Source organism: Neisseria sp. 27098_8_112, assembly GCF_041433235.1.
In the GTDB taxonomy this organism is placed as follows: Bacteria; Pseudomonadota; Gammaproteobacteria; order Burkholderiales; family Neisseriaceae; genus Neisseria.
In genome coordinates, this window is record NZ_JAPWBB010000014.1 from 14642 (window position 1) to 34193 (window position 19552).

A 19552-nucleotide genomic window follows, 5' to 3' on the forward strand; every position below is an offset into this window, starting at 1 on the left:
GACGGCCTTTAAAAATGGGGTCGGCAACGGATGCTGTCGAGCCATGCGGACAGCGGATGTTTGGGGTCGATCAGGCCGTATCGCCGGCAGGCTTCGATCGTGACCAGCTGGGCATCGTCCATCATGTGTCTGCCCAACATGGCATCGAGCAGGGTGGGGATGTCCATCAGTTCAAAACCGGCGACTTCGCCGTCTTGGTTGGTGGGTTGGAAGCCTTCGGGCAGTACGATGTCGAAGATATACAGGATTTCGTTGTGGACACCGCGATTAACGGGGCGCAAACTATATATTTGGGCAGTCGGTCGGATATGGGGTGTCAGAGAAGCGGGAATACCAGCTTCTTCTTCGCCCTCGCGGCAGACGGCTTCAGACGGCCTCTCGCCGCTGCTGATACCGCCTCCGGTCAGATTGTCGAGTTTGTTCGGATCGACGGCTTTGTGCGGACTGCGGCGGCCTATCCAAAAGCGCAAACCGTCTTCTGTTTCGACCAATCCGTTCAAATGCACTGCCTGACTCATCAGGCCGAACGGACGGAAGGCGGCGCGTTCGAGTGCGCATAAAGGCCGGCCCGACTGGTCGCAAATGTCGAACTTTTCACCGCGCCAACCCTTGAGCCAACCGCACTCGCGCCATTGTCGCGCCAGTGTTTGCAAACTGTCGCCCATTTCTGCCCAGCTGTCGGTTTTCAAGTTCAGGCCGTCTGAAAGGGTCGACTGCCTGCCTGTCCAATCTTGCCCGAGGCGTTCGCGCCATAACGGGTTCAGACGGCCTAAAGGCAGACCGTTGAGATACAGAATACACCAATCGTCGGATGCGCCATAGCTTGTTTGCGCCCAATCCCACAATTCGTCGTGGACATCGGGTGTGAATACCTGTTCAAAACGGAAAGACTGAGACATGGCGCATCCTCCAAAAGAACTAAAGATACGTCGATTTTAGCCGTTTACGGCGAATTTGCAAAACAACCGCACTACCCGAAAACCGCTATAATAGAGTAAACCATCCGAAACGAGCACATCATGAGCGAATTGAGCGAAATCCTCGCCTATAACCAACATTTCGTCGAAACGGGCGAATACGAAAAATATTTCACCAACAAATACCCCGGCCGCGAGCTGGCCATCCTTTCCTGCATGGACGCACGCATTATCGAGCTGCTGCCCAATGCCTTGGGCTTGAAAAACGGCGATGCCAAGCTCATCAAAAACGCCGGCGCGCTGGTGACCCACCCTTGGGGTTCGGTGATGCGCAGTTTGTTGGTGGCCGTATTTGAACTCAAAGTCAAAGAAATCATGGTCATTGCCCACCATGACTGCGGTATGCGCGGACTACACGCCGAAGAGTTCCTCCAACGCGTACACGACAGCAATATCCCCGACGACCGCATCGAAACCCTGCGCAATGCCGGTATTGATTTGGACGGCTGGCTGACCGGTTTTGACAACGTCGAAGACAGCGTGCGCCATACCGTCGAACTGATTCGCAAACATCCGCTGATGCCCGACAACATCGCCATCCACGGCCTGGTCATCCACCCGACCACAGGCAAGCTCAACCTGATTGTTGACGGCAGCCTGCCTGCTTCAGACGGCCAAAACATCTAACGCAGACACCACCACGAAATGAAAAACATCGGATTATTCGGCGGCACGTTTGACCCCATCCACAACGGCCACCTCCACATCGCCCGCGCTTTCGCCGACGAAATTGGTTTGGATCTCGTCGTCTTCTTGCCTGCAGGCGACCCGTACCACAAAGACAGTACGCGCACGCCGGCACAAGAGCGCCTCAATATGGTCGAACTCGCCATCGCCGACGAGCCGAAATTCGCCGCCAGCGACTGTGACATCGTTCGCGACGGCGCGACTTATACGTTTGACACCGTCCAAATCTTCCGCCAGCAGTTTCCCCGCGCGCAACTGTGGTGGCTGATGGGCAGCGACAGCCTGATGCAGTTGCACACATGGAAAAAATGGCAAACCCTCGTGCGCCAGACCCATATCGCCATCGCCATGCGACAGGGCGACAACCTCAACAAAACCCCGCGCGAATTGCACGCATGGCTCGGCGAAGCCCTGCAAAACGGCAGCGTCCGCATCCTCAACGCGCCGCTGCACAACACCAGCTCCACCCAAATCCGTGCCGATCTCGCCAAAACGCACCATTCAGACGGCCTGCCGCAACCGGTCGCCCAATACATCCGTCAACACAAACTCTATGAAAAATAGCGTTTATTCAGGCAGATAAGCTATAATGCCGTCTGAAAACATTTCAACTAGGAAAATAATGAACGAACAAGAATTGCAAGACCTGCAAAAAATGGTCGAAGTGGCCGTAAACGCCCTCGAAGACATTAAAGCCAAAGACATCTCTGTTTTGGAAACCCAAGACAAAACCTCCCTGTTCGCCCGCATGATTATTGCCAGCGGCGACAGCACACGCCAAGTCAAAGCACTGGCGAACAACGTTGCCGTCGATTTGAAAGAAGCCGGTTTTGAAATCCTCAGCACCGAAGGCGACAGCGGCGAATGGACGCTCGTCGACGCAGGCGACCTCGTTGTCCACGTCATGCTCCCTGCCGTGCGCGACTTCTACGACATCGACACCTTGTGGGGCGGAGAAAAACCGAGTTTCCACGCCGGTATGCAAAAACCTTGGCACGCCGCCGACTAAAACGGTTTATCCATACAAAGGCCGTCTGAAACTTGAAAGCAAGCAAGTTTCAGACGGCCTTTTGCTATAATTCCATTCTTTTCACATTATTTAATTCATTGCACCATCATGCCGCATCCCGATTTCGCCCAAACCCTCTCCAAAGACCGCCATTTTCTGCGATCTGCCTTTAAAAACCCCAAAAAATACGGCGGCTTGGCCAAGGTTGAGGAAAAATACAAAAAATCGTACGATCTCTATCTGCAACGCCTGTCCAAACTGCCCAGGCCCGAATTCGACAACACCCTGCCCGTTCACGAAAAACTCGACGAAATCAAAAAAGCCATTGCCGAGAATCAGGTAACGATTATTTGCGGCGAAACCGGTTCGGGCAAAACCACGCAGCTGCCCAAGATTTGTTTGGAACTCGGGCGCGGGGCGGCAGGATTGATCGGGCATACCCAGCCACGCCGTTTGGCCGCGCGCTCCGTGGCGGAGCGGATTGCCGAAGAGCTGAAATCCGAAATCGGCAGCGCGGTCGGCTATAAAGTGCGCTTTACCGACCATACTTCGCGCGATGCCTGCGTCAAGCTGATGACCGACGGCATCCTGCTGGCGGAAACCCAGACCGACCGTTATCTCGCCACCTACGATACGATTATCATCGACGAAGCGCACGAACGCAGCCTGAACATCGACTTCCTCTTGGGCTATTTGAAACAGCTCCTGCCGCGCCGCCCCGATTTGAAAGTCATCATCACCTCGGCAACGATAGACGCAGAACGCTTCTCCCAACACTTCAATGGCGCCCCCGTTTTAGAAGTAAGCGGGCGTACCTATCCCGTCGAAATCCTCTACCGACCGCTGACCAGCAAAGACGAAGACGACGCAGAAGTCGAGCTGACCGATGCGATTGTCGATGCAGCGGACGAATTGGCGCGATATGGCGAAGGCGATATTTTGGTATTCCTGCCGGGCGAGCGCGAAATCCGCGAAGCGGCAGAAGCCCTGCGCAAATCCACGCTGCGCCGCAACGACGAAATCCTGCCCCTGTTCGCACGCCTGTCGCACGCCGAACAGCACAAAATCTTCCACCTTTCAGGCGCAAAACGCCGCATCGTGCTGGCAACCAACGTTGCCGAAACTTCACTCACCGTACCGGGCATCAAATACGTCATCGACACCGGCCTCGCGCGCGTCAAACGCTATTCCGCACGGGCAAAAGTGGAACAGCTTCATGTAGAGAAAATCTCCCAAGCCGCCGCCCGCCAACGCTCCGGCCGCTGCGGCCGCGTCTCCGCAGGCGTATGTATCCGACTGTTTTCAGAAGAAGATTTCAACAGCCGCCCCGAATTCACCGACCCGGAAATCGTCCGCAGCAACCTCGCCGCCGTCATTCTGCGCATGGCAGCGTTGAAACTTGGCGACGTGGCGGCATTCCCGTTTTTAGAAATGCCCGATTCGCGGTATATCAATGATGGATTTCAGGTGTTGTTGGAATTGGGGGCGGTGGAGGAGATGGGGTCAAAACTTTTCAGGTAGCCTGAAAACCCTGATGTCAATAACGCATGAAAAATAAGCGGATTTATCCAAATGAAATATTTTGCATTATCTAGGATATAACTATATAAAGAGCAAATTGTATAAGTACATAAAAGGAATAATTATGCTATCTAACAAACCATCAAATTTAGAATTAGATTTTTATTATGATGAAACCAATAATATCAGGAAATTTTATTTAACTAGTAATAAACCAAATTACATAAACAGTGAAGCAACACCATTTATTTTGGGTGGAATTGCTACTCAAAAATTATTATCCAACAACAAAGATTTTAATAATTCTGTAAATAATTTATATAAAAACTGGGGCATACAGAATACACAGAAAGAAGTAAAATTTAGACATATAGCAACAGGAGATTTTCCTGCTATGCTTACATCTAAAAAATTGAACAATCTACTTGATTTATTAAGTATAGATGATATTTTTATTCATTTCCAAGTAATAGATGTTGTTCACTGGTCTTTAATAGATATTATAGAAAGTATAACGGCGGCTAGAGTTTGTGAAAAGTATTTTTGGTTGGACGTCCATATTTTTGATGAAGTTAAAGCATTATTAACAGAAATTGCTCGTACTTATAAATCAGAATTTTTTCAGGAATTATTTAAAATTGGTTACCCTGATGTAATCAATAATAAAGATGATTTTATATACTTACTAAAAAGATATTTATGTAAATTTGCTAAAAGTGAAAAATATCAAAATAGCCCCATAAACCCCTTATTATTAAAGATTACTTGGGATATATTTAATGAGTTTGAGAAAGTCGATGTAAAGAACGATGCATTTTGTTTTTTAGATGGTGAATTATATCATGAACTAATTGATAAATTTGACCATTTTTATCTATTTCCTATTGAACAACTACCAAAGTCATATCATTATTTTGATGAAGAAAAACAGGTCATGGAGCGGTTGAAAGAATATCCAAACAAATATTTAAACTATGAATTTGTTAAATCTGATAATAACAAACTGATTCAATTGGCAGATATTGTAGTTGGCTTTTTGAGATGCTTGCTTAATTATGTATCAAGTATTGATTATTGCGATATTGAAACAAATTATCAGAATTTTAATGAGCAACAGAAAAAATGTTTGCAAAAATTCTTTGCAATTTATGAAAAATCCGTACAAAAAGATGACAAGATGGTAATTTTCACTTGGTCAATATTTGATTTTTTCAAATTTAATGTACTAAGAGATTTGTGCAAAACAGATAATAAACATTTTCCAAAATAATTAGCGTATGAACAGATTCTATCCTTGTGCATACTGAACTATTTAATTTCCCTACACCATGCAAAACACCCCCCCCCCCAACACGCCGTCTGAAAACCTTTCAGGCAGCCCCAAACCCCGCTACCGCCTGACCAAACTCGGCGAACAAATGGCGCGCCTGCCTATCGACCCGAAAATTGCGCGCATTTTGCTGGCGGCGAAGAAACACGACTGCATGGCGGAAATATTGGTGATTGCGTCCGCGCTGTCGATCCAAGACCCGCGCGAACGGCCGTTGGAAGCGCGCGATGCTGCCGCCAAGGCGCACGAGCGTTTTACCGACAAGCAATCCGACTTTCTTGCCTATCTGAATATTTGGGACAGCTTCCAGCGTGAGCGTGACAAAGGTTTATCCAACAAGCAGCTGGTGCAATGGTGTCGTCAATATTTCCTGTCGCACCTGCGTATGCGCGAGTGGCGCGAGCTACACCACCAGCTTGCCCAAACCGCGATTGAAATGGGTTTGACCACCAAAGAAGCCGCGTTTCGACAACCTCCTTCCCAAGAGCAATTAAGGCCGTCTGAAAGCCAAGGCGACCAAGATTTGGCGGCCAAACTCAAACAAAAACAACTGGACAAGAAACAACACCGCGCCCAAATCCGCGCCGCCAAAGAAGCCGGCTACGAACAAATCCACCGCGCCCTGCTCACCGGCCTCATCGCCAACGTCGGCATGAAATCGCCCGACGGCAACGACTACACCGGCGCGCGCGGCAGCCGCTTCCACCTTTTCCCCGCCTCAGCCCTGTTCAAAGCCAAACCTAAATGGGTGATGGCGGCAGAATTGGTTGAAACCACGCGCCTTTACGCGCGCGACGTCGCCGTTATCCAGCCCGAATGGATCGAGCAGGAAGCGCCGCACCTCGTCCGCTATCATTATTTCGAGCCGCATTGGGAGCAAAAACGCGGCGAAGTCGTCGCCAGCGAACGTGTTACGCTTTACGGCCTGACCGTATTGCCGCGCCGCCCCGTGTCTTACGGCAAAGTTGCGCCCGAAGAAGCGCGCGAAATCTTTATCCGCGGCGCATTGGTGGCGCAGGAAAGCAATCTTCAGATGGCCTTTTTTGCCCACAATAAAAAGCTGATTAAAGAAATTACCGAACTCGAACACAAATCGCGTAAGCAAGACGTATTGGTCGACGACGAAGCCCTGTTTGCGTTTTATAACGAACGGCTGCCCGAGCTGGTGTGGAAAGACGCGAAAGGCGGCGTTTGGGGAAGCGAAGAGGGCGGACAAACCCAGTCGGACAAGACAGCCGGACAAAACGGACAAGCAAACCAGCGCAATGCAGGGCGTGTGGCGCAAGCCGCGCACGCGGATTCCAAAGATGCGGACAACCGCGAGCGTGAACCGAGTTCACATACCCGACAAAATGTTTCAGACGACCCCAAACCTAAAAAGCAGCCTGCATCTCAAAAAGGCCGTCTGAAACCATTGCCCCTTGCCGATATCCGCACCTTTGAAGCCTGGCTCAAAACCGCCGAGCGCGACAATCCGCGCCTGCTGTTCCTCAGCCGCGACGATTTGATGCAACACGCCGCCGCGCACATTACCGAAGAGCAGTTCCCCAAATTCTGGCAAACCGCAGACGGCAAATTCAAACTCAGCTACCGCTTCGAGCCGCACCATCCGCTCGACGGCGTGACCATGACCGTGCCGCTGACCATCCTAAACCGCCTGCACGCGCCGTCGCTCGAATGGCTGGTGCCCGGGATGTTGCGCGAAAAAATCCAGTTGCTGATTAAAGCACTGCCGAAGCAAATCCGCCGCATTTGCGTGCCCGTACCCGATTTCATCACCAAATTCCTCGAAAGCAATCCCGACCGCCAAGCCGCCATCATTCCCCAGTTGGCACACTTTATCGCCAAAAGCGCCGGCGATATGCGGATTCTCGAGCAAATCGACCAAGACGCATGGGCGGCGCAAGAATTGCCCGAACACTGCTATCTGAATCTGCGCATTATCGACGACGGCGGACAAGAGCTTGCCGGCGGCCGCAAACTGCACGAATTGCAACAACAACTCGGCCAAGCCGCCGCCGTTACCTTCCGCGACAACACCCAAGAATTTGAGCGCGACAACGTTACCGCATGGGACATCGGCACCCTGCCCGAATCCATCAAATTCGCACGCGGCAAGCAACAGCTCACCGGCTATCTCGGCCTGCAAAAAGAAAAAGACGGCCGCATCGCCCTGCGCCTGTTTGACACCACAGAAGCCGCCGAACAGGCACACCGTCAAGGCGTGATCGAATTGATGAAGCTGCAATTAAAAGAGCAGGTAAAAGATTTGAACAAAGGCATTCAAGGCTTTACCCAAGCCGCCATGCTGCTCAAACACATCAACGCCGACACCTTGCGCGACGACCTCACCCAAGCCGTCTGCGACCGCGCCTTTATCGGCGAAGACGAGCTGCCGCGCAGCGAAAAAGCCTTCAAAGAGCAAATCAAACGCGCCCGCAGCCGCCTGCCCGCCGTCAAAGAAGCCCTCAGCCGCTACCTGCAGGAAACTGCAGCCGCCTACGCCGAACTCAACAGCAAACTCGGCAAACACCCGCTCACCCACCTCCTGCGACAACGCCTGCAAACCCTGCTCGCCGCCGGCTTTGCCACCCACACCCCGTGGGCACAATGGCCGCGCCTCCCCATCTACCTCAAAGCCATGGCCCTGCGCCTCGAAAAATACAGCAGCAACCCATCACGAGATGCTGCCCGCGAAGCTGACATACAGGAATTGGAACAAATGTGGCAGGATAAGGTACAATCATTTTTGAAACAAAACCAACCTGTTTCAGACGACCTTGCCGCATTTAAATGGATGATTGAAGAATTAAGAGTGTCACTGTTCGCGCAGGAGTTGAAGACGCCGTATCCGGTGTCGGTGAAGAGGTTGATGAAGGAGTGGGAGAGGATATAAATGTTGGTATTCAGCGAGATGAATTTTATTACCCATATAGCAGGTTAGTATTAGTATTATTTTAAATTTAAATTAATAATCTATAATTTTTTATAAAAATTTAATTATTAAATTATATAAAGGAATGGATTAAATATGAAAGCAATCTCTCAAATTAAAGATGGCCGTATTGATGCTTGGAATTTCTTACTTGAAATATCAATAGGTGAATACCTAAATCTTGTTAACGATGTAATTGATAAAAATGATTTTCAACGTAAGCGGGTTCGTTCATCTAAAACGGTATATGCTTTATTGAAGGAAGATTTAAAGCTTGGCTGCATTATTCCTCCTTTAGTTATTGCATTATCTAATACTGCCAAGACTGATTTAAATATGGAAAATATCTCCTCTTATGTTCGTGAAAATAAAAAAGACTTATTAATATTAGATGGACTACAAAGAACGCTAACAATTAAAGATCTATTAAATGAATTATCTGAGGATTCAATAGCATTAGACAAAGTCAAAAATCACAAAATTAGATTAGAACTATACGTAGGCATTAATCGATTAAGTATTTTGTATAGAATGTTGACATTAAATACTGGGCAAACACCCATGACGTTACGTCAGCAAATCGAAATGCTTTATATGGATTATTTGGAGCAACAAAAAATTCCACATGTATCTTTAATTAGAGAAACAGACAGTAAAACTGCCAGAAAGTTTGGAGAGTATAATTTTCATGAAATTATTGACGGGTTTAATGCTTACTTAGATAGAGAACCTTCACCAATGGTGAGATCCGATATCCTTGACAATATCAAAAGCTTAGAGAAACTATCTAAGGAAAATCAGAATATTGACTTATTCGAGTCATACATACAAGCTTATCATAAGCTGTTAGAGAAAATATTGAACCTTAGCCCTGATGATGTTACGTTACCGGATGAATATATTGAGAAAAATGATGTCTTTGATAAAACAGCATCTAGAATTTTCAGAAAACCTCAGGTGATGTCTGGATTTGGGGCTGCATTAGGAAAACTAATTGACTTTGAGGTAATTGAAAATATTGACGCTAGTGTTAGTTTAATTGATAACTTAGTGATAACTGATGCTAATGAATTCCTTGAAAAAATAAACAAATATTTAGCTGAAATAAAGAAGAAGAGTAAAAAAATTGGCACATCTCAGCGTGAATTTTTCATGATTTATTTTAGAATATTATTTAATAAGGGAACAGATTCCTATCTCAATTTGACTGATACTTGTGATGCAGCATATAAAAAATATGAACAAGAGAATTTCTAAGGTACGTCATGAAGATACAAACTAACGACATAGAGATACCAGTTTCTCTAAAATTACATCAGGAAGACAAGAAAGCCTATATTAAGCTTGATGTACATAATTATGAAAATAAGGAAATATTATTACAAGATATACCGGAAATCTTTTTTGATCACTATTGTAATGATTTTCATAATAAATATACTCTATTTGTTTTAAAAAGAGATAATTTGAAAGAAAACCAAATTACTAATATTTATTTAAAAAAGACTCCAGAAGAAAAAGAAAAGAGAATTGGCTTTATTATTCCAACAATGGCAATAGAGTCACAAGAACATGATTTTGCTGAAAATACTTATTTTTGGAAGTTTTCTAATGCTGCTCTACAAATTTTATTCAACACAAACAATAATTTTATTTTTCCCAATACTATAGATATAAGTCAAGAAAAAATATACTTAAGCGACTTATTAGGAGGAAACATAGCATTTTTGGTCATAGAAAAAAAAGACTTTGATATTTCAGAGATTTTTTCATCAATAATTAGATACGGATTTCTCCTGAGGGAAGAAAACGAAGAAAACGAAGAAAACGAAGAAAACGAAGAAAACGATAATCTTCCCAAAAAGTTAAATCTATTAAATATATCTCCTGATCTGGAAAGTGTAAAAAATCAAATTTTTAATATATTAAAAATTTATCACTTACAATCCAATAGTGCCTTTAAATTCTTTTTACTTTATCAAATAATTGAAATATTGATACAAGAAATATTTCAAAATACAAAAAATGAATTATTAGAATCATTAGAAAATCAAACAGACGTTGATAAAATTAAAGAGATACTAAGGAATTATACCTCAGAAGAAAATAGACTAGGAAAATTAGTTGATACATATGCAGTAAAAAATGGGACATTTAAAAATGAAAATATTGAAGACTTACAAAATGCTTGCAAGAACTATTTGCATGCAATTGGTTTAATATCATCTTGCGATGAAAATATAGGTATGTTCCATAATTATATATATAAAATAAGAAATACTTTATTTCATAATTTTCGCTTGCACCATGAGTCAAACAATTCAAAACTTGATAATGTAGTTAATGAACTATTAAAAATCATACCTAAAATACTATTTTCTTATAAACAAACTACCAGCAGCAAGCTGTAGCCTACATCAAACCGCGTGCGTGCCTTCAGGCACACACCCTACCTATGAATCATAAAGAGTTTGAAATTTATGCGTAGGGTGTGTGCGGTACGCACGCGGTCTTTTGAAAAAATATTCTTTCCAATCAAACCAAAGGCCGTCTGAAAGTATTTCCCAACTTTCAGACGGCCTTTTATATTCATATTTCTGTTTATTTTTCCAACCGTGCAATCAGTTCATCGGCCAAGTCCAGATAAGCTTGGGTGCCTTTGGCGTGGGCGTCGTAGGCGAGGGCGGGGAGGCCGTGGCTGGGGGCTTCGGCGAGGCGGATATTGCGGGGGATGACGGTATTGAAGAGCAGGTTGCCGAAGTGTTGTTTGAGCTGTTCGCTGACTTCGACGACGAGGCGGCTGCGGCTGTCGTACATGGTGCGGACGATGCCGGTTACGTCGAGGTCGGGGTTGATGGCTTGGCGGATTTTTCGGACGGTGGCCACTAAGTCGGAAATGCCTTCGAGGGCGTAGTATTCGCAAAGCATGGGGACGATGACGCCGTTGGCGGCGACTAGGCCGTTGAGGGTGAGCAGGGTCAGGGATGGGGGGCAGTCGATGAGGACGTAGTCGTAGTCGTCGGCAACGAGCTGCAGGGCGTTTTTGAGGCGGATTTCACGTGCGATTTCTTGGACGAGTTCGACTTCTGCGCCGGCCAGTGTGCGGTTGGCGCCTAATACGTCGTAGCCGCCTTCTTTGCTGCGGACGACGGCGTTGGGGATGTCGGTTTCGCCGAGGACGACTTGGTAAACGCCGTTTTCGATGGTGGCTTTGTTGATGCCGCTGCCTGTGGTGGCGTTGCCTTGGGGGTCGAGGTCGACGACGAGGACGCGGCGGCCTTTGGAGGCCAGGGAGGCGGCTAAGTTGACGGTGGTGGTGGTTTTGCCGACTCCGCCTTTTTGGTTGGCGACGGCGAGGATTTGTGCGCTCATGTGCTTTGCTGTCGTGTTAAGTGTGGATGGCTGGATTGTACCGTTATTCGGTATGCTTGGGTTGTTTTCAGACGGCCTTTTTGCGGATGATGACGATATGGCGTTCGGCATTGAGTTGGGGGACGTGCAATGCTTCGACTTTTTCGACGGCGACGCTTTCGGGCAGTTTGTCGATTTCTTCTTGCGGGTATATGCCTTTCATGGCCGCCCAGTAGCCGCCGTCTTTGAGGAGGTGCTCGGTCCAGTTGACGAAGTCGGCGAGTTCGGCAAAGGCGCGGCTAGTGATGACGTCGGCGCGGCAGTTGGCGGCGGCTTCTACGCGGCCGCTGATGACGCGGACGTTTTTTAGGCCGAGTTCGATGACGGCTTGTTGCAGAAAGGCGGTTTTTTTGGTGTTGGCATCGAGTAGGGTGATGTCGAGGTCGGGGCAGCAGATAGCGGTGGGTATGCCGGGCTGTCCGCCGCCAGAGCCGACGTCGAGCATGGTTTGCGCGTGTTCGATATAGGGCAGGAGGGTCAGGCTGTCGAGCAGGTGATGGCTGACGGTTTGGGCGGGATCGCGCAGGGCGGTCAGGTTGTAGGTTTTGTTCCACTTTTGCAGCAGGGCGGCATAGTCTAGGAGTTTGGCCTGTTTGGCTTCGTCGATGTCCAAACCCAGTGCCTGTATGCCGTCGCGGAGCTGTTGCGCCTGATTCATTTGTTATTCCTTATTGGTTAAAACGCGTTGGATGTAATGGTAACGGAAAGCATGCCGTCTGAAAATGTTTGTACCTGTTGAATCAACGTTTCATCTTGTGAAAGACGATGGGCTGTTCCGGCGCGCGCGTGAGCTGTTTGGGCAGGGTCAGCATGGCGATGATCCATACGGAGAGGGTGTAGTAGAACACGCCTTGTCCGCGCATACCGGCTAATGCGGCATTACCTAAGATGGCTTCAAAAATCAAGCCTGCCGCCGCCGAGGCACACGCTGCGACCCCGGCAAGGAAGATGGCGTAACGCGAATGCCGGCGCATCATTTTTTTATACGCCAGCTTAGTCAGTCCGCCGGCAATCGGCAGGTTGAGGAAGGCAAACATGCCGCAGACAAACCATGCGACGGAATCCTGCCAACCGCTTTGCCATGCCCATGCGCCGTCTTTGACCGTGACCAACAGCCCTTGGCCGTCTGAAAAGGCGATTTGCACGATATTGTGCAATATCATTGCCAGCGGCAGGGTGAGGAACATCAGTGTGACCAATAGGGGGCGGTAGGGCTTTTCTTGTGTCAGATACATGGCGGTTTGCCTTGTTGTGGGATAAGTCGAAATGATAGCAGATTGGCGGTTGATTCACGTTTGTTAGCGCTGAAATTGCTGACAAAAACGGTCAATTAAAAAAGAAATGAAAAATTCTTTTTTCTTGGCAAACGTTGGCAGATAAAGGTTAAGAAAACGTTTTCAGACGGCCTAATCTCTTATTTTTATATGAACCGAACAGAAAATCTTTGCATTTCTCCGTAAAATCTACTAAATTCTCAATAACATATTATAAAGACCTGAAATCTGGAACCCAAACCGAAACTGCCTCCCGCTATTTACGCTCGGAAACTCAGCAGGCAACAAAAGTTTCACACACTACAAAAACAAAGCAATTCCTCTGAAATCAGTTGTTTATAATGATAGATAACCACAAGGCAAACCATGCCTGACTTTAGTAGGAGTAAAACCATGGCTGAAGCAACCGATGTCGTATTAGTAGGCGGCGGCATTATGAGCGCCACTTTGGGCGTATTGCTCAAAGAACTCGAACCATCTTGGGAAATCACCCTGATCGAACGCTTGGAAGATGTAGCGTTGGAATCATCAAATGCATGGAACAACGCCGGTACGGGACACTCTGCGCTGTGTGAATTGAACTATGCGCCCCTGACTGCCGACGGCACGATCGATCCGACCCGCGCCCTCAATATTGCCGAACAATTCCATATCAGCCGCCAATTTTGGGCGACTTTGGTCGAAGAAGGCAAACTGACCGACCGCACTTTCATCAATTCCGTTCCCCATATGTCGCTGGTGATGAACGCCGACCATTGCAGTTATCTGCAAAAACGTTTCGACGTGTTCAAAAACCAAAAACTCTTTGAAAAAATGGAGTTTTCTACCGACCGCGCCAAAATTGCCGAATGGGCGCCGCTGGTTGTCAACGGCCGTGATGAAAACCAATCCATCGCCGCCAACTACTCCGCCGAAGGCACAGACGTCGATTTCGGCAGCCTGACCCGCCAGATGGTCAAATACTTGAGCGACAAAGGCGTAAAAATCAAATTTAACCGCCATGTCGACGACCTCAACCGCGAATCGGACGGCGCATGGGTGCTGAAAACCAGCAGCACCAAAGACGATGACGACCCGTTGACACTCCGCACCCGTTTCGTCTTCCTCGGTGCAGGCGGCGGCGCACTGACCCTGCTGCAAAAATCCGGTATTCCAGAAGGCAAAGGCTACGGCGGCTTTCCGGTTTCCGGCCTCTTCTTCCGCAACAGCAATCCCGAAACGGCCGCGCAACACAACGCCAAAGTGTACGGCCAAGCCTCCGTCGGCGCGCCCCCTATGTCCGTTCCGCATTTGGATACCCGCAACGTGGACGGCCAACGCCATTTGATGTTCGGCCCGTATGCAGGCTTCCGCCCCAACTTCCTCAAACAAGGCTCGCTCATGGATTTGCCGATGTCCATCCACATGGACAACCTCTACCCCATGCTCCGCGCCGGTTGGGCTAATATGCCGCTGACCAAATACCTCTTGGGCGAATTGCGTAAAACCAAAGAAGAACGCTTCACTTCGCTCTTAGAGTATTATCCGGAAGCCAATCCTGACGATTGGGAACTAATTACCGCCGGTCAGCGTGTGCAAATCATCAAAAAAGACCCGAAAAAAGGTGGCGTACTCCAATTCGGTACCGAAATCGTCGCCCATGCCGACGGCTCGCTGGCCGCATTGTTGGGCGCGTCCCCAGGTGCATCAACCGCCGTGCCTTTGATGATTAAGCTGATCAACCAATGCTTCCCAGATCATGCTGAATCATGGTCAGGCCGTCTGAAAGAATTGGTGCCCGGCTACGGTATCAAGCTGAACGACAATCCGTCTTTGGCGGACGAAATCATCAGCCACAACGCGTCCGTTTTGGGCATTCATCACTAAATTGAAGCAGACACAAAGGCGGGCATTCTTGCCCGCCTTTTTTCAAACCATTAAAATAGCGGCATTCAGGCCGTCTGAAATCTAATCTGCAGCAGCATGTTGCACGACTCAAACCCGAAAATCAGCCCCAATAGAAAAACGCCATGACCGATATTCTCAACAAAATCCTTGCCACCAAAGCAGAAGAAGTGGCCGCCCAAAAAGCCGCCGTTTCCTTGGAAGACATCAAGGCCCAAGCGCAGGCTGCTGCGCCGGTTCGCAGCTTTATCGGCTCGATCCGTGAAAAACACGCGCAGAATTTGCCTGCCATTATTGCCGAAGTCAAAAAAGCCAGCCCGAGCAAAGGCCTGATCCGTCCTGATTTTCATCCTGCCGAAATTGCCGTTGCCTATGAAAAAGCCGGCGCGGCCTGTTTGTCCGTGTTGACGGACGAACCTTATTTCCAAGGCTCGCCCGAGTATTTGAAACAGGCGCGTGCGGCTGTGGCGCTGCCGGTCTTGCGTAAAGATTTCATCATCGACGAATACCAAATCTATCAGGCGCGCGCGTGGGGTGCGGATGCGGTTCTTCTGATTGCCGCCGCATTGGAAGCCGAGCAGCTTGAGCGTTTTGAAGCCGTCGCCCACGAATTGGGCATGACTGTATTGTTGGAATTACACGATGCGTCCGAGCTGGAAAAATGCCGCAACATGACCACGCCGCTGTGGGGTGTCAACAACCGCAACCTGCGTACGTTTGAAGTGACCCTGCAACAAACCCTCGACCTCTTGCCTGAGTTGAGCGGCAAAACCGTTGTAACCGAAAGCGGCATCCGCAACAAAGAAGACGTCGATTTCATGCGCGGCCGCGGCGTGCATACTTTCCTGATCGGCGAAACCTTTATGCGTGCCGACGACATCGAAGCCGAAGTCAAAAAACTGTTTTAAACCCTAAAAAACATCAGGCCGTCTGAATTTTCAGACGGCCTGAATCCATTGGAGACGAGAAAAAATGTTTACCGTACAGCGCATTTACGCCTATCAACCCGATTCTAAACAAACCGCCGTCTTTATCGACCGCCTCTATCCGCGCGGTGTCCATAAAGAAGTTTTCGCTACGGCGCTCTGGCTGAAAGACATTACGCCCAGTGCAAACCTGCGCCGCTGGTATCACGAAAATCCGGCTGATAATTTTGACAGTTTTGTCAGCCGTTATCATGAAGAGCTGCAAGGCGATGCCGAGCAGGCCGCCATCAAGCGGCTGCTGGATTTGGAGCGGCAACACGGCAATATCCTGTTGCTGACCGCCGTCAAAGATCCCCGACATTCCCACATCTCTGCGCTGGCTCAATTTTTGGGCACAACGTTTGAATATCGCGATTAAAAAATCAGTGTTTGAACCGGATACAAAAAGGCCGTCTGAAATCAAGGTTTCAGACGGCCTGCTATTTTCAAATCAAGAAGGATAACGGTGTGCCACCAATTTTCCGTCTATGTATTCGCCGATATAGACTTGCGAGGCTTCAAGGTGGAGGCGGTCGAGTTCCTGTTGCAGCCATTCTTCATCACGCTTAATGATTTCGAGGATGTCGGGGTCGACTTGGCCGTCTGTAATCAGCGGATAGCGCAGGCTTTCGTCGCTGTACTTAATGACGGCGAGCTGGCCGTTTTGTTCCATCACGGCACGTTTGACGGCAGAGATTTCGTAGATGCCGGCGGCGCGGAGTTTGAACATGAGGTCGTGTGCGCTGATGCCGTTTTTCATACATTCATCGGTTTGGATTTTGCCGTTGACGATAACCCAGACGGATTTGCCGTCAATTACGGATTTGACCCAGCGGTTGTGGTTTTTGATGAATTTCAGGCTCAAGACCAACAGCGTCCACAAAATCAGCACGAGGAAAAATTGCAACAGGCCGACGCTGTCGCTGTAAATCACGCCACCGATGATGCCGCCGAGTACATAGTTTTGCACTTGGTCCATGGCGGAGGTCGGCGCGAGGTTGCCTTTACCTAAGAGGTTGATTTGCAAAATCAAACCTAAAATACCCATCAGTAGTTTGAGGGCGAGCAGGGAGTATGCTTCCATGTGTGTGTATCCTGTTATTCTTTATCGATGAGTTCGATATTGTTGTTGACCAAATTGATGGGCGTCAGCGTGTAGGCGGAGAAGTCTTGATTGAAATGGACTTCGTAGTATTGGTTTTTGATGCCGATAATCATGCCGTTGAACAGGCGCGTGCTGTTGACGATGATGTCTTGTTTTTCAACTTTTTGGTTTTCAATCAAGGCATTGAGAAAACCCACCATGCGCGAAGTATCGGCGGCAAAGTTTTGACGCTCGCTGTATGAAAGATATTGCGTGCCGCAGATGAGGATGAGCAACAACAGCGCAATAATGCTCAGGTCGCGGTATTTGGTGTCCATGCGGTGGCGCAGGTATTGCGATACGGCGAGCAGGAGGATGACGAGGGCGGCGAAAATCAGGATATATTTCAAGTAGTCGTGGAAATACATATGATTTTCAAGATAAAAGTGAGAAAAGAATTTCATGGTATTTGATAAATTTGGGAAGGGTAATAAGGCCGTCTGAAACTTACATTTCAGACGGCCTCGTCTATTAAACAAGGATGTTGCGTCAAGGTTTCGGATAAAGCATACATGGCGCTTCCTGAAGTAGTATCAGTTGATAAATCCGTCGTCCTTCATTTTCTTTTCGGAAAAATACTGGCTGATGACCAGCAAACTGGCCAGAATAATAATGAAAAGACCAGCCATGGTCAGGGTGATTTTGAGAAACAAATCAGCATCGACGAAGGAAAACCAAAGTTGCAAAATCAAGAGCAACACCCAGCTGACGAACAATCCGAGACAGGCATAGACGCCGAGTTTAAACACGTTCTTTTTCCAAAATGACGACGTAGGCTTCACGCACGAAAAACAGCAGCATGCGGCGTTGGTCTTTTTCCATGGTAACGACCTTCCAGCCTTGCGAAGCGTGGCTGTTGAGGAAATCGCTGAATTTGACTGGATTGATTTTGGCGCTGCCGAAAACCAAACTGGAAAGCAGGTTCTCTTGATAAATGATGGCTTTATATTCTTTCATTTTATTCCTTTAAAAATAAGGGGGCTTTAAAGCCCCCTCATTCTACTCCTTATTATTCAACTGCGGTAATACAGAGCCTTCGCCCAATGCCAACAAACCGCTTTGCGAGTAAATACCCAGTTTGGCGCGGGTGTCGGTGATGTCGAGGTTGCGCATGGTCAGTTGGCCGATGCGGTCGAGCGGTGTGAACGCTGCGTCTTCGACTTTTTCCATGCTTAGACGTTCCGGTTGGTAGGTCAGGTTGGGCGATTCGGTGTTCAGAATCGAGTAGTCGTTGCCGCGGCGCAGCTCGAGGGTGACTTCGCCGGTAATGGCTTTGGCGACCCAGCGTTGTGCGGTTTCGCGCAACATGAGGGCTTGGCTGTCGAACCAGCGGCCTTGGTAGAGCAAACGGCCGAGGCGCAGGCCGTTGATGCGGTATTGTTCGATGGTGTCTTCGTTGTGGATGCCGGTAACCAAACGTTCGTAGGCGATGTGGAACAATGCCATGCCCGGGGCTTCGTAGATGCCGCGTGATTTGGCTTCGATGATGCGGTTTTCGATTTGGTCGCTCATGCCCAAGCCGTGGCGGCCGCCGATGCGGTTGGCTTCGAGGAAGAGTTCGACGGGGTCGGCGTATTCTTTGCCGTTCAATGCAACCGGTACGCCTTCTTCAAAGCGCACGCTGACTTCTTCGGGTTTGACTTCGACGTTTTCATCCCAGAAGGCAACGCCCATGATGGGCTTAACGATTTTGATGCCGCTGTTGAGGAATTCCAAATCTTTGGCTTCATGCGTCGCGCCGAGCATATTGGAATCGGTGGAATAGGCTTTCTCCACCGACATTTTGTAGTTGAAGCCGTTGGCAATCAGAAATTCGCTCATTTCGTGACGGCCGCCGAGTTCGTCGATAAATTGTTGGTCGAGCCAAGGTTTGTAGATTTTCAGCGCGGGATTGGTCAAGAGGCCGTAGCGGTAGAAACGCTCGATGTCGTTGCCTTTGTAGGTGCTGCCGTCGCCCCAGATGTTAACATCGTCTTCTTTCATGGCGGAAACGAGCATGGTGCCGGTCACAGCGCGGCCCAAAGGCGTGGTGTTGAAGTAGGCGATGCCGCCGGTGGAAACGTGGAACGCGCCGCATTGGATGGCGGCGATGCCTTCGTGTGCCAACTGCGCGCGGCAGTCGATCAGGCGGGCATTTTCTGCGCCGTATTCCATCGCTTTTTTAGGAATGGCGTTGTAATCGTCTTCGTCAGGTTGGCCGAGGTTGGCGGTGTAGGCATAAGGCAGTGCGCCTTTGAGTTTCATCCACAACAGCGCGGCAGAGGTATCGAGACCGCCGGAGAAGGCGATGCCGACTTTTTGACCGATGGGGAGATTTTGTAAAATGGTATGGTTTTGGCTCATTGGGATTCCTCCAGACTTGAAAAGTTGAAACCATTATCTTATAAATGGAATACATTGTCAGCAATTAGGCCG

At 48.6% G+C, this 19552-nt stretch carries 20 protein-coding genes; 11 read left to right on the forward strand and 9 right to left on the reverse strand.

Features of this window, described 5'->3' with window-relative positions; all coding sequences use genetic code 11:
• Positions 1–8 precede the first annotated feature (8 nt).
• The gene (locus tag O3682_RS09295) at positions 9–899 is read right to left on the reverse strand and encodes an NUDIX hydrolase (RefSeq protein WP_371509761.1); all 891 of its coding nucleotides are present in this window, start codon (positions 897–899) and stop codon (positions 9–11) included.
• Between the two features lie 120 nt (positions 900–1019).
• Here O3682_RS09295 and O3682_RS09300 point away from each other — a divergent pair, with 120 nt between their 5' ends.
• The 8 genes from O3682_RS09300 to O3682_RS09335 all read left to right on the forward strand — a co-directional run bounded on the left by O3682_RS09300 (position 1020) and on the right by O3682_RS09335 (position 10870).
• Entirely contained in the window at positions 1020–1604 is a 585-nt protein-coding gene (locus O3682_RS09300; protein ID WP_049322449.1) for a beta-class carbonic anhydrase, read from the forward strand.
• A gap of 18 nt (positions 1605–1622) precedes the next feature.
• Positions 1623–2228 (forward strand): nicotinate-nucleotide adenylyltransferase, encoded by a 606-nt coding sequence (nadD, locus tag O3682_RS09305; RefSeq protein ID WP_293195451.1) that lies wholly within the window; start codon positions 1623–1625, stop codon positions 2226–2228.
• 58 nt (positions 2229–2286) lie between these two features.
• On the forward strand, positions 2287–2673 hold the full coding sequence (rsfS, locus tag O3682_RS09310; RefSeq protein ID WP_002246503.1) for a ribosome silencing factor: 387 nt from the start codon (positions 2287–2289) through the stop codon (positions 2671–2673).
• 108 nt (positions 2674–2781) lie between these two features.
• Positions 2782–4194, forward strand: coding sequence for an ATP-dependent RNA helicase HrpA (gene hrpA / locus O3682_RS09315; RefSeq protein WP_371509764.1), 1413 nt, complete (start codon positions 2782–2784; stop codon positions 4192–4194).
• A gap of 124 nt (positions 4195–4318) precedes the next feature.
• Positions 4319–5464: a DUF3800 domain-containing protein gene (locus tag O3682_RS09320; RefSeq protein WP_371509766.1), complete on the forward strand. Its 1146-nt coding sequence runs from the start codon at positions 4319–4321 to the stop codon at positions 5462–5464.
• 58 nt (positions 5465–5522) lie between these two features.
• Positions 5523–8420: a DUF3418 domain-containing protein gene (locus O3682_RS09325; protein WP_371509768.1), complete on the forward strand. Its 2898-nt coding sequence runs from the start codon at positions 5523–5525 to the stop codon at positions 8418–8420.
• A gap of 135 nt (positions 8421–8555) precedes the next feature.
• On the forward strand, positions 8556–9716 hold the full coding sequence (locus O3682_RS09330) for a GmrSD restriction endonuclease domain-containing protein (RefSeq protein ID WP_371509769.1): 1161 nt from the start codon (positions 8556–8558) through the stop codon (positions 9714–9716).
• An 8-nt stretch (positions 9717–9724) separates the two neighbouring features.
• On the forward strand, positions 9725–10870 hold the full coding sequence (locus O3682_RS09335) for a hypothetical protein (RefSeq protein WP_371509771.1): 1146 nt from the start codon (positions 9725–9727) through the stop codon (positions 10868–10870).
• A 190-nt stretch (positions 10871–11060) separates the two neighbouring features.
• Here O3682_RS09335 and O3682_RS09340 read toward each other — a convergent pair whose 3' ends face one another.
• The 3 genes from O3682_RS09340 to O3682_RS09350 form a co-directional block, all read right to left on the reverse strand.
• Positions 11061–11831, reverse strand: coding sequence for a ParA family protein (locus O3682_RS09340; protein WP_371509772.1), 771 nt, complete (start codon positions 11829–11831; stop codon positions 11061–11063).
• 67 nt (positions 11832–11898) lie between these two features.
• Positions 11899–12528, reverse strand: a complete 630-nt coding sequence (rsmG, locus tag O3682_RS09345; protein WP_371509774.1) for a 16S rRNA (guanine(527)-N(7))-methyltransferase RsmG — start codon at positions 12526–12528, stop codon at positions 11899–11901.
• An 82-nt stretch (positions 12529–12610) separates the two neighbouring features.
• Positions 12611–13105: a hypothetical protein gene (locus O3682_RS09350; RefSeq protein ID WP_371489918.1), complete on the reverse strand. Its 495-nt coding sequence runs from the start codon at positions 13103–13105 to the stop codon at positions 12611–12613.
• A gap of 432 nt (positions 13106–13537) precedes the next feature.
• On the opposite strand from O3682_RS09350, the gene O3682_RS09355 reads away from it, so the two are divergent.
• From O3682_RS09355 to O3682_RS09365, 3 genes are all read left to right on the forward strand, one after another.
• Entirely contained in the window at positions 13538–15010 is a 1473-nt protein-coding gene (locus O3682_RS09355; protein WP_049329291.1) for a malate:quinone oxidoreductase, read from the forward strand.
• 143 nt (positions 15011–15153) lie between these two features.
• Complete coding sequence (gene trpC / locus O3682_RS09360; protein WP_371509776.1) at positions 15154–15936, forward strand: indole-3-glycerol phosphate synthase TrpC; 783 nt, start codon at positions 15154–15156, stop codon at positions 15934–15936.
• A gap of 64 nt (positions 15937–16000) precedes the next feature.
• Complete coding sequence (locus O3682_RS09365; protein ID WP_371509778.1) at positions 16001–16372, forward strand: DUF488 domain-containing protein; 372 nt, start codon at positions 16001–16003, stop codon at positions 16370–16372.
• A gap of 72 nt (positions 16373–16444) precedes the next feature.
• On the opposite strand, the gene O3682_RS09370 is transcribed toward O3682_RS09365, so the two are convergent.
• The 5 genes from O3682_RS09370 to argG form a co-directional block, all read right to left on the reverse strand.
• Positions 16445–17077, reverse strand: a complete 633-nt coding sequence (locus tag O3682_RS09370) for a DUF421 domain-containing protein (protein WP_371509780.1) — start codon at positions 17075–17077, stop codon at positions 16445–16447.
• Positions 17078–17091: 14 nt separating this feature from the next.
• On the reverse strand, positions 17092–17541 hold the full coding sequence (locus tag O3682_RS09375) for a DUF3290 domain-containing protein (protein WP_049336847.1): 450 nt from the start codon (positions 17539–17541) through the stop codon (positions 17092–17094).
• A 129-nt stretch (positions 17542–17670) separates the two neighbouring features.
• A complete protein-coding gene (locus O3682_RS09380; RefSeq protein ID WP_049330864.1) occupies positions 17671–17886 on the reverse strand; it encodes a hypothetical protein in 216 nt (71 codons plus the stop codon).
• Entirely contained in the window at positions 17879–18094 is a 216-nt protein-coding gene (locus O3682_RS09385) for a DUF4177 domain-containing protein (protein ID WP_314594433.1), read from the reverse strand. Before O3682_RS09385 ends, O3682_RS09380 begins: the two co-directional genes overlap by 8 nt.
• 42 nt (positions 18095–18136) lie before the next feature.
• Positions 18137–19480, reverse strand: a complete 1344-nt coding sequence (gene argG / locus O3682_RS09390; RefSeq protein ID WP_049322465.1) for an argininosuccinate synthase — start codon at positions 19478–19480, stop codon at positions 18137–18139.
• Between the last annotated feature and the right edge of the window lie 72 nt (positions 19481–19552).

Coding starts and splice junctions, on each gene's coding strand:
- O3682_RS09295 (WP_371509761.1), bottom strand. CDS start 899: ATGTCTCAGTCTTTCCGTTTTGAACAGGTATTCACACCCGATGTCCAC.
- O3682_RS09300 (WP_049322449.1), top strand. CDS start 1,020: ATGAGCGAATTGAGCGAAATCCTCGCCTATAACCAACATTTCGTCGAA.
- nadD (WP_293195451.1), top strand. CDS start 1,623: ATGAAAAACATCGGATTATTCGGCGGCACGTTTGACCCCATCCACAAC.
- rsfS (WP_002246503.1), top strand. CDS start 2,287: ATGAACGAACAAGAATTGCAAGACCTGCAAAAAATGGTCGAAGTGGCC.
- hrpA (WP_371509764.1), top strand. CDS start 2,782: ATGCCGCATCCCGATTTCGCCCAAACCCTCTCCAAAGACCGCCATTTT.
- O3682_RS09320 (WP_371509766.1), top strand. CDS start 4,319: ATGCTATCTAACAAACCATCAAATTTAGAATTAGATTTTTATTATGAT.
- O3682_RS09325 (WP_371509768.1), top strand. CDS start 5,523: ATGCAAAACACCCCCCCCCCCAACACGCCGTCTGAAAACCTTTCAGGC.
- O3682_RS09330 (WP_371509769.1), top strand. CDS start 8,556: ATGAAAGCAATCTCTCAAATTAAAGATGGCCGTATTGATGCTTGGAAT.
- O3682_RS09335 (WP_371509771.1), top strand. CDS start 9,725: ATGAAGATACAAACTAACGACATAGAGATACCAGTTTCTCTAAAATTA.
- O3682_RS09340 (WP_371509772.1), bottom strand. CDS start 11,831: ATGAGCGCACAAATCCTCGCCGTCGCCAACCAAAAAGGCGGAGTCGGC.
- rsmG (WP_371509774.1), bottom strand. CDS start 12,528: ATGAATCAGGCGCAACAGCTCCGCGACGGCATACAGGCACTGGGTTTG.
- O3682_RS09350 (WP_371489918.1), bottom strand. CDS start 13,105: ATGTATCTGACACAAGAAAAGCCCTACCGCCCCCTATTGGTCACACTG.
- O3682_RS09355 (WP_049329291.1), top strand. CDS start 13,538: ATGGCTGAAGCAACCGATGTCGTATTAGTAGGCGGCGGCATTATGAGC.
- trpC (WP_371509776.1), top strand. CDS start 15,154: ATGACCGATATTCTCAACAAAATCCTTGCCACCAAAGCAGAAGAAGTG.
- O3682_RS09365 (WP_371509778.1), top strand. CDS start 16,001: ATGTTTACCGTACAGCGCATTTACGCCTATCAACCCGATTCTAAACAA.
- O3682_RS09370 (WP_371509780.1), bottom strand. CDS start 17,077: ATGGAAGCATACTCCCTGCTCGCCCTCAAACTACTGATGGGTATTTTA.
- O3682_RS09375 (WP_049336847.1), bottom strand. CDS start 17,541: ATGAAATTCTTTTCTCACTTTTATCTTGAAAATCATATGTATTTCCAC.
- O3682_RS09385 (WP_314594433.1), bottom strand. CDS start 18,094: ATGAAAGAATATAAAGCCATCATTTATCAAGAGAACCTGCTTTCCAGT.
- argG (WP_049322465.1), bottom strand. CDS start 19,480: ATGAGCCAAAACCATACCATTTTACAAAATCTCCCCATCGGTCAAAAA.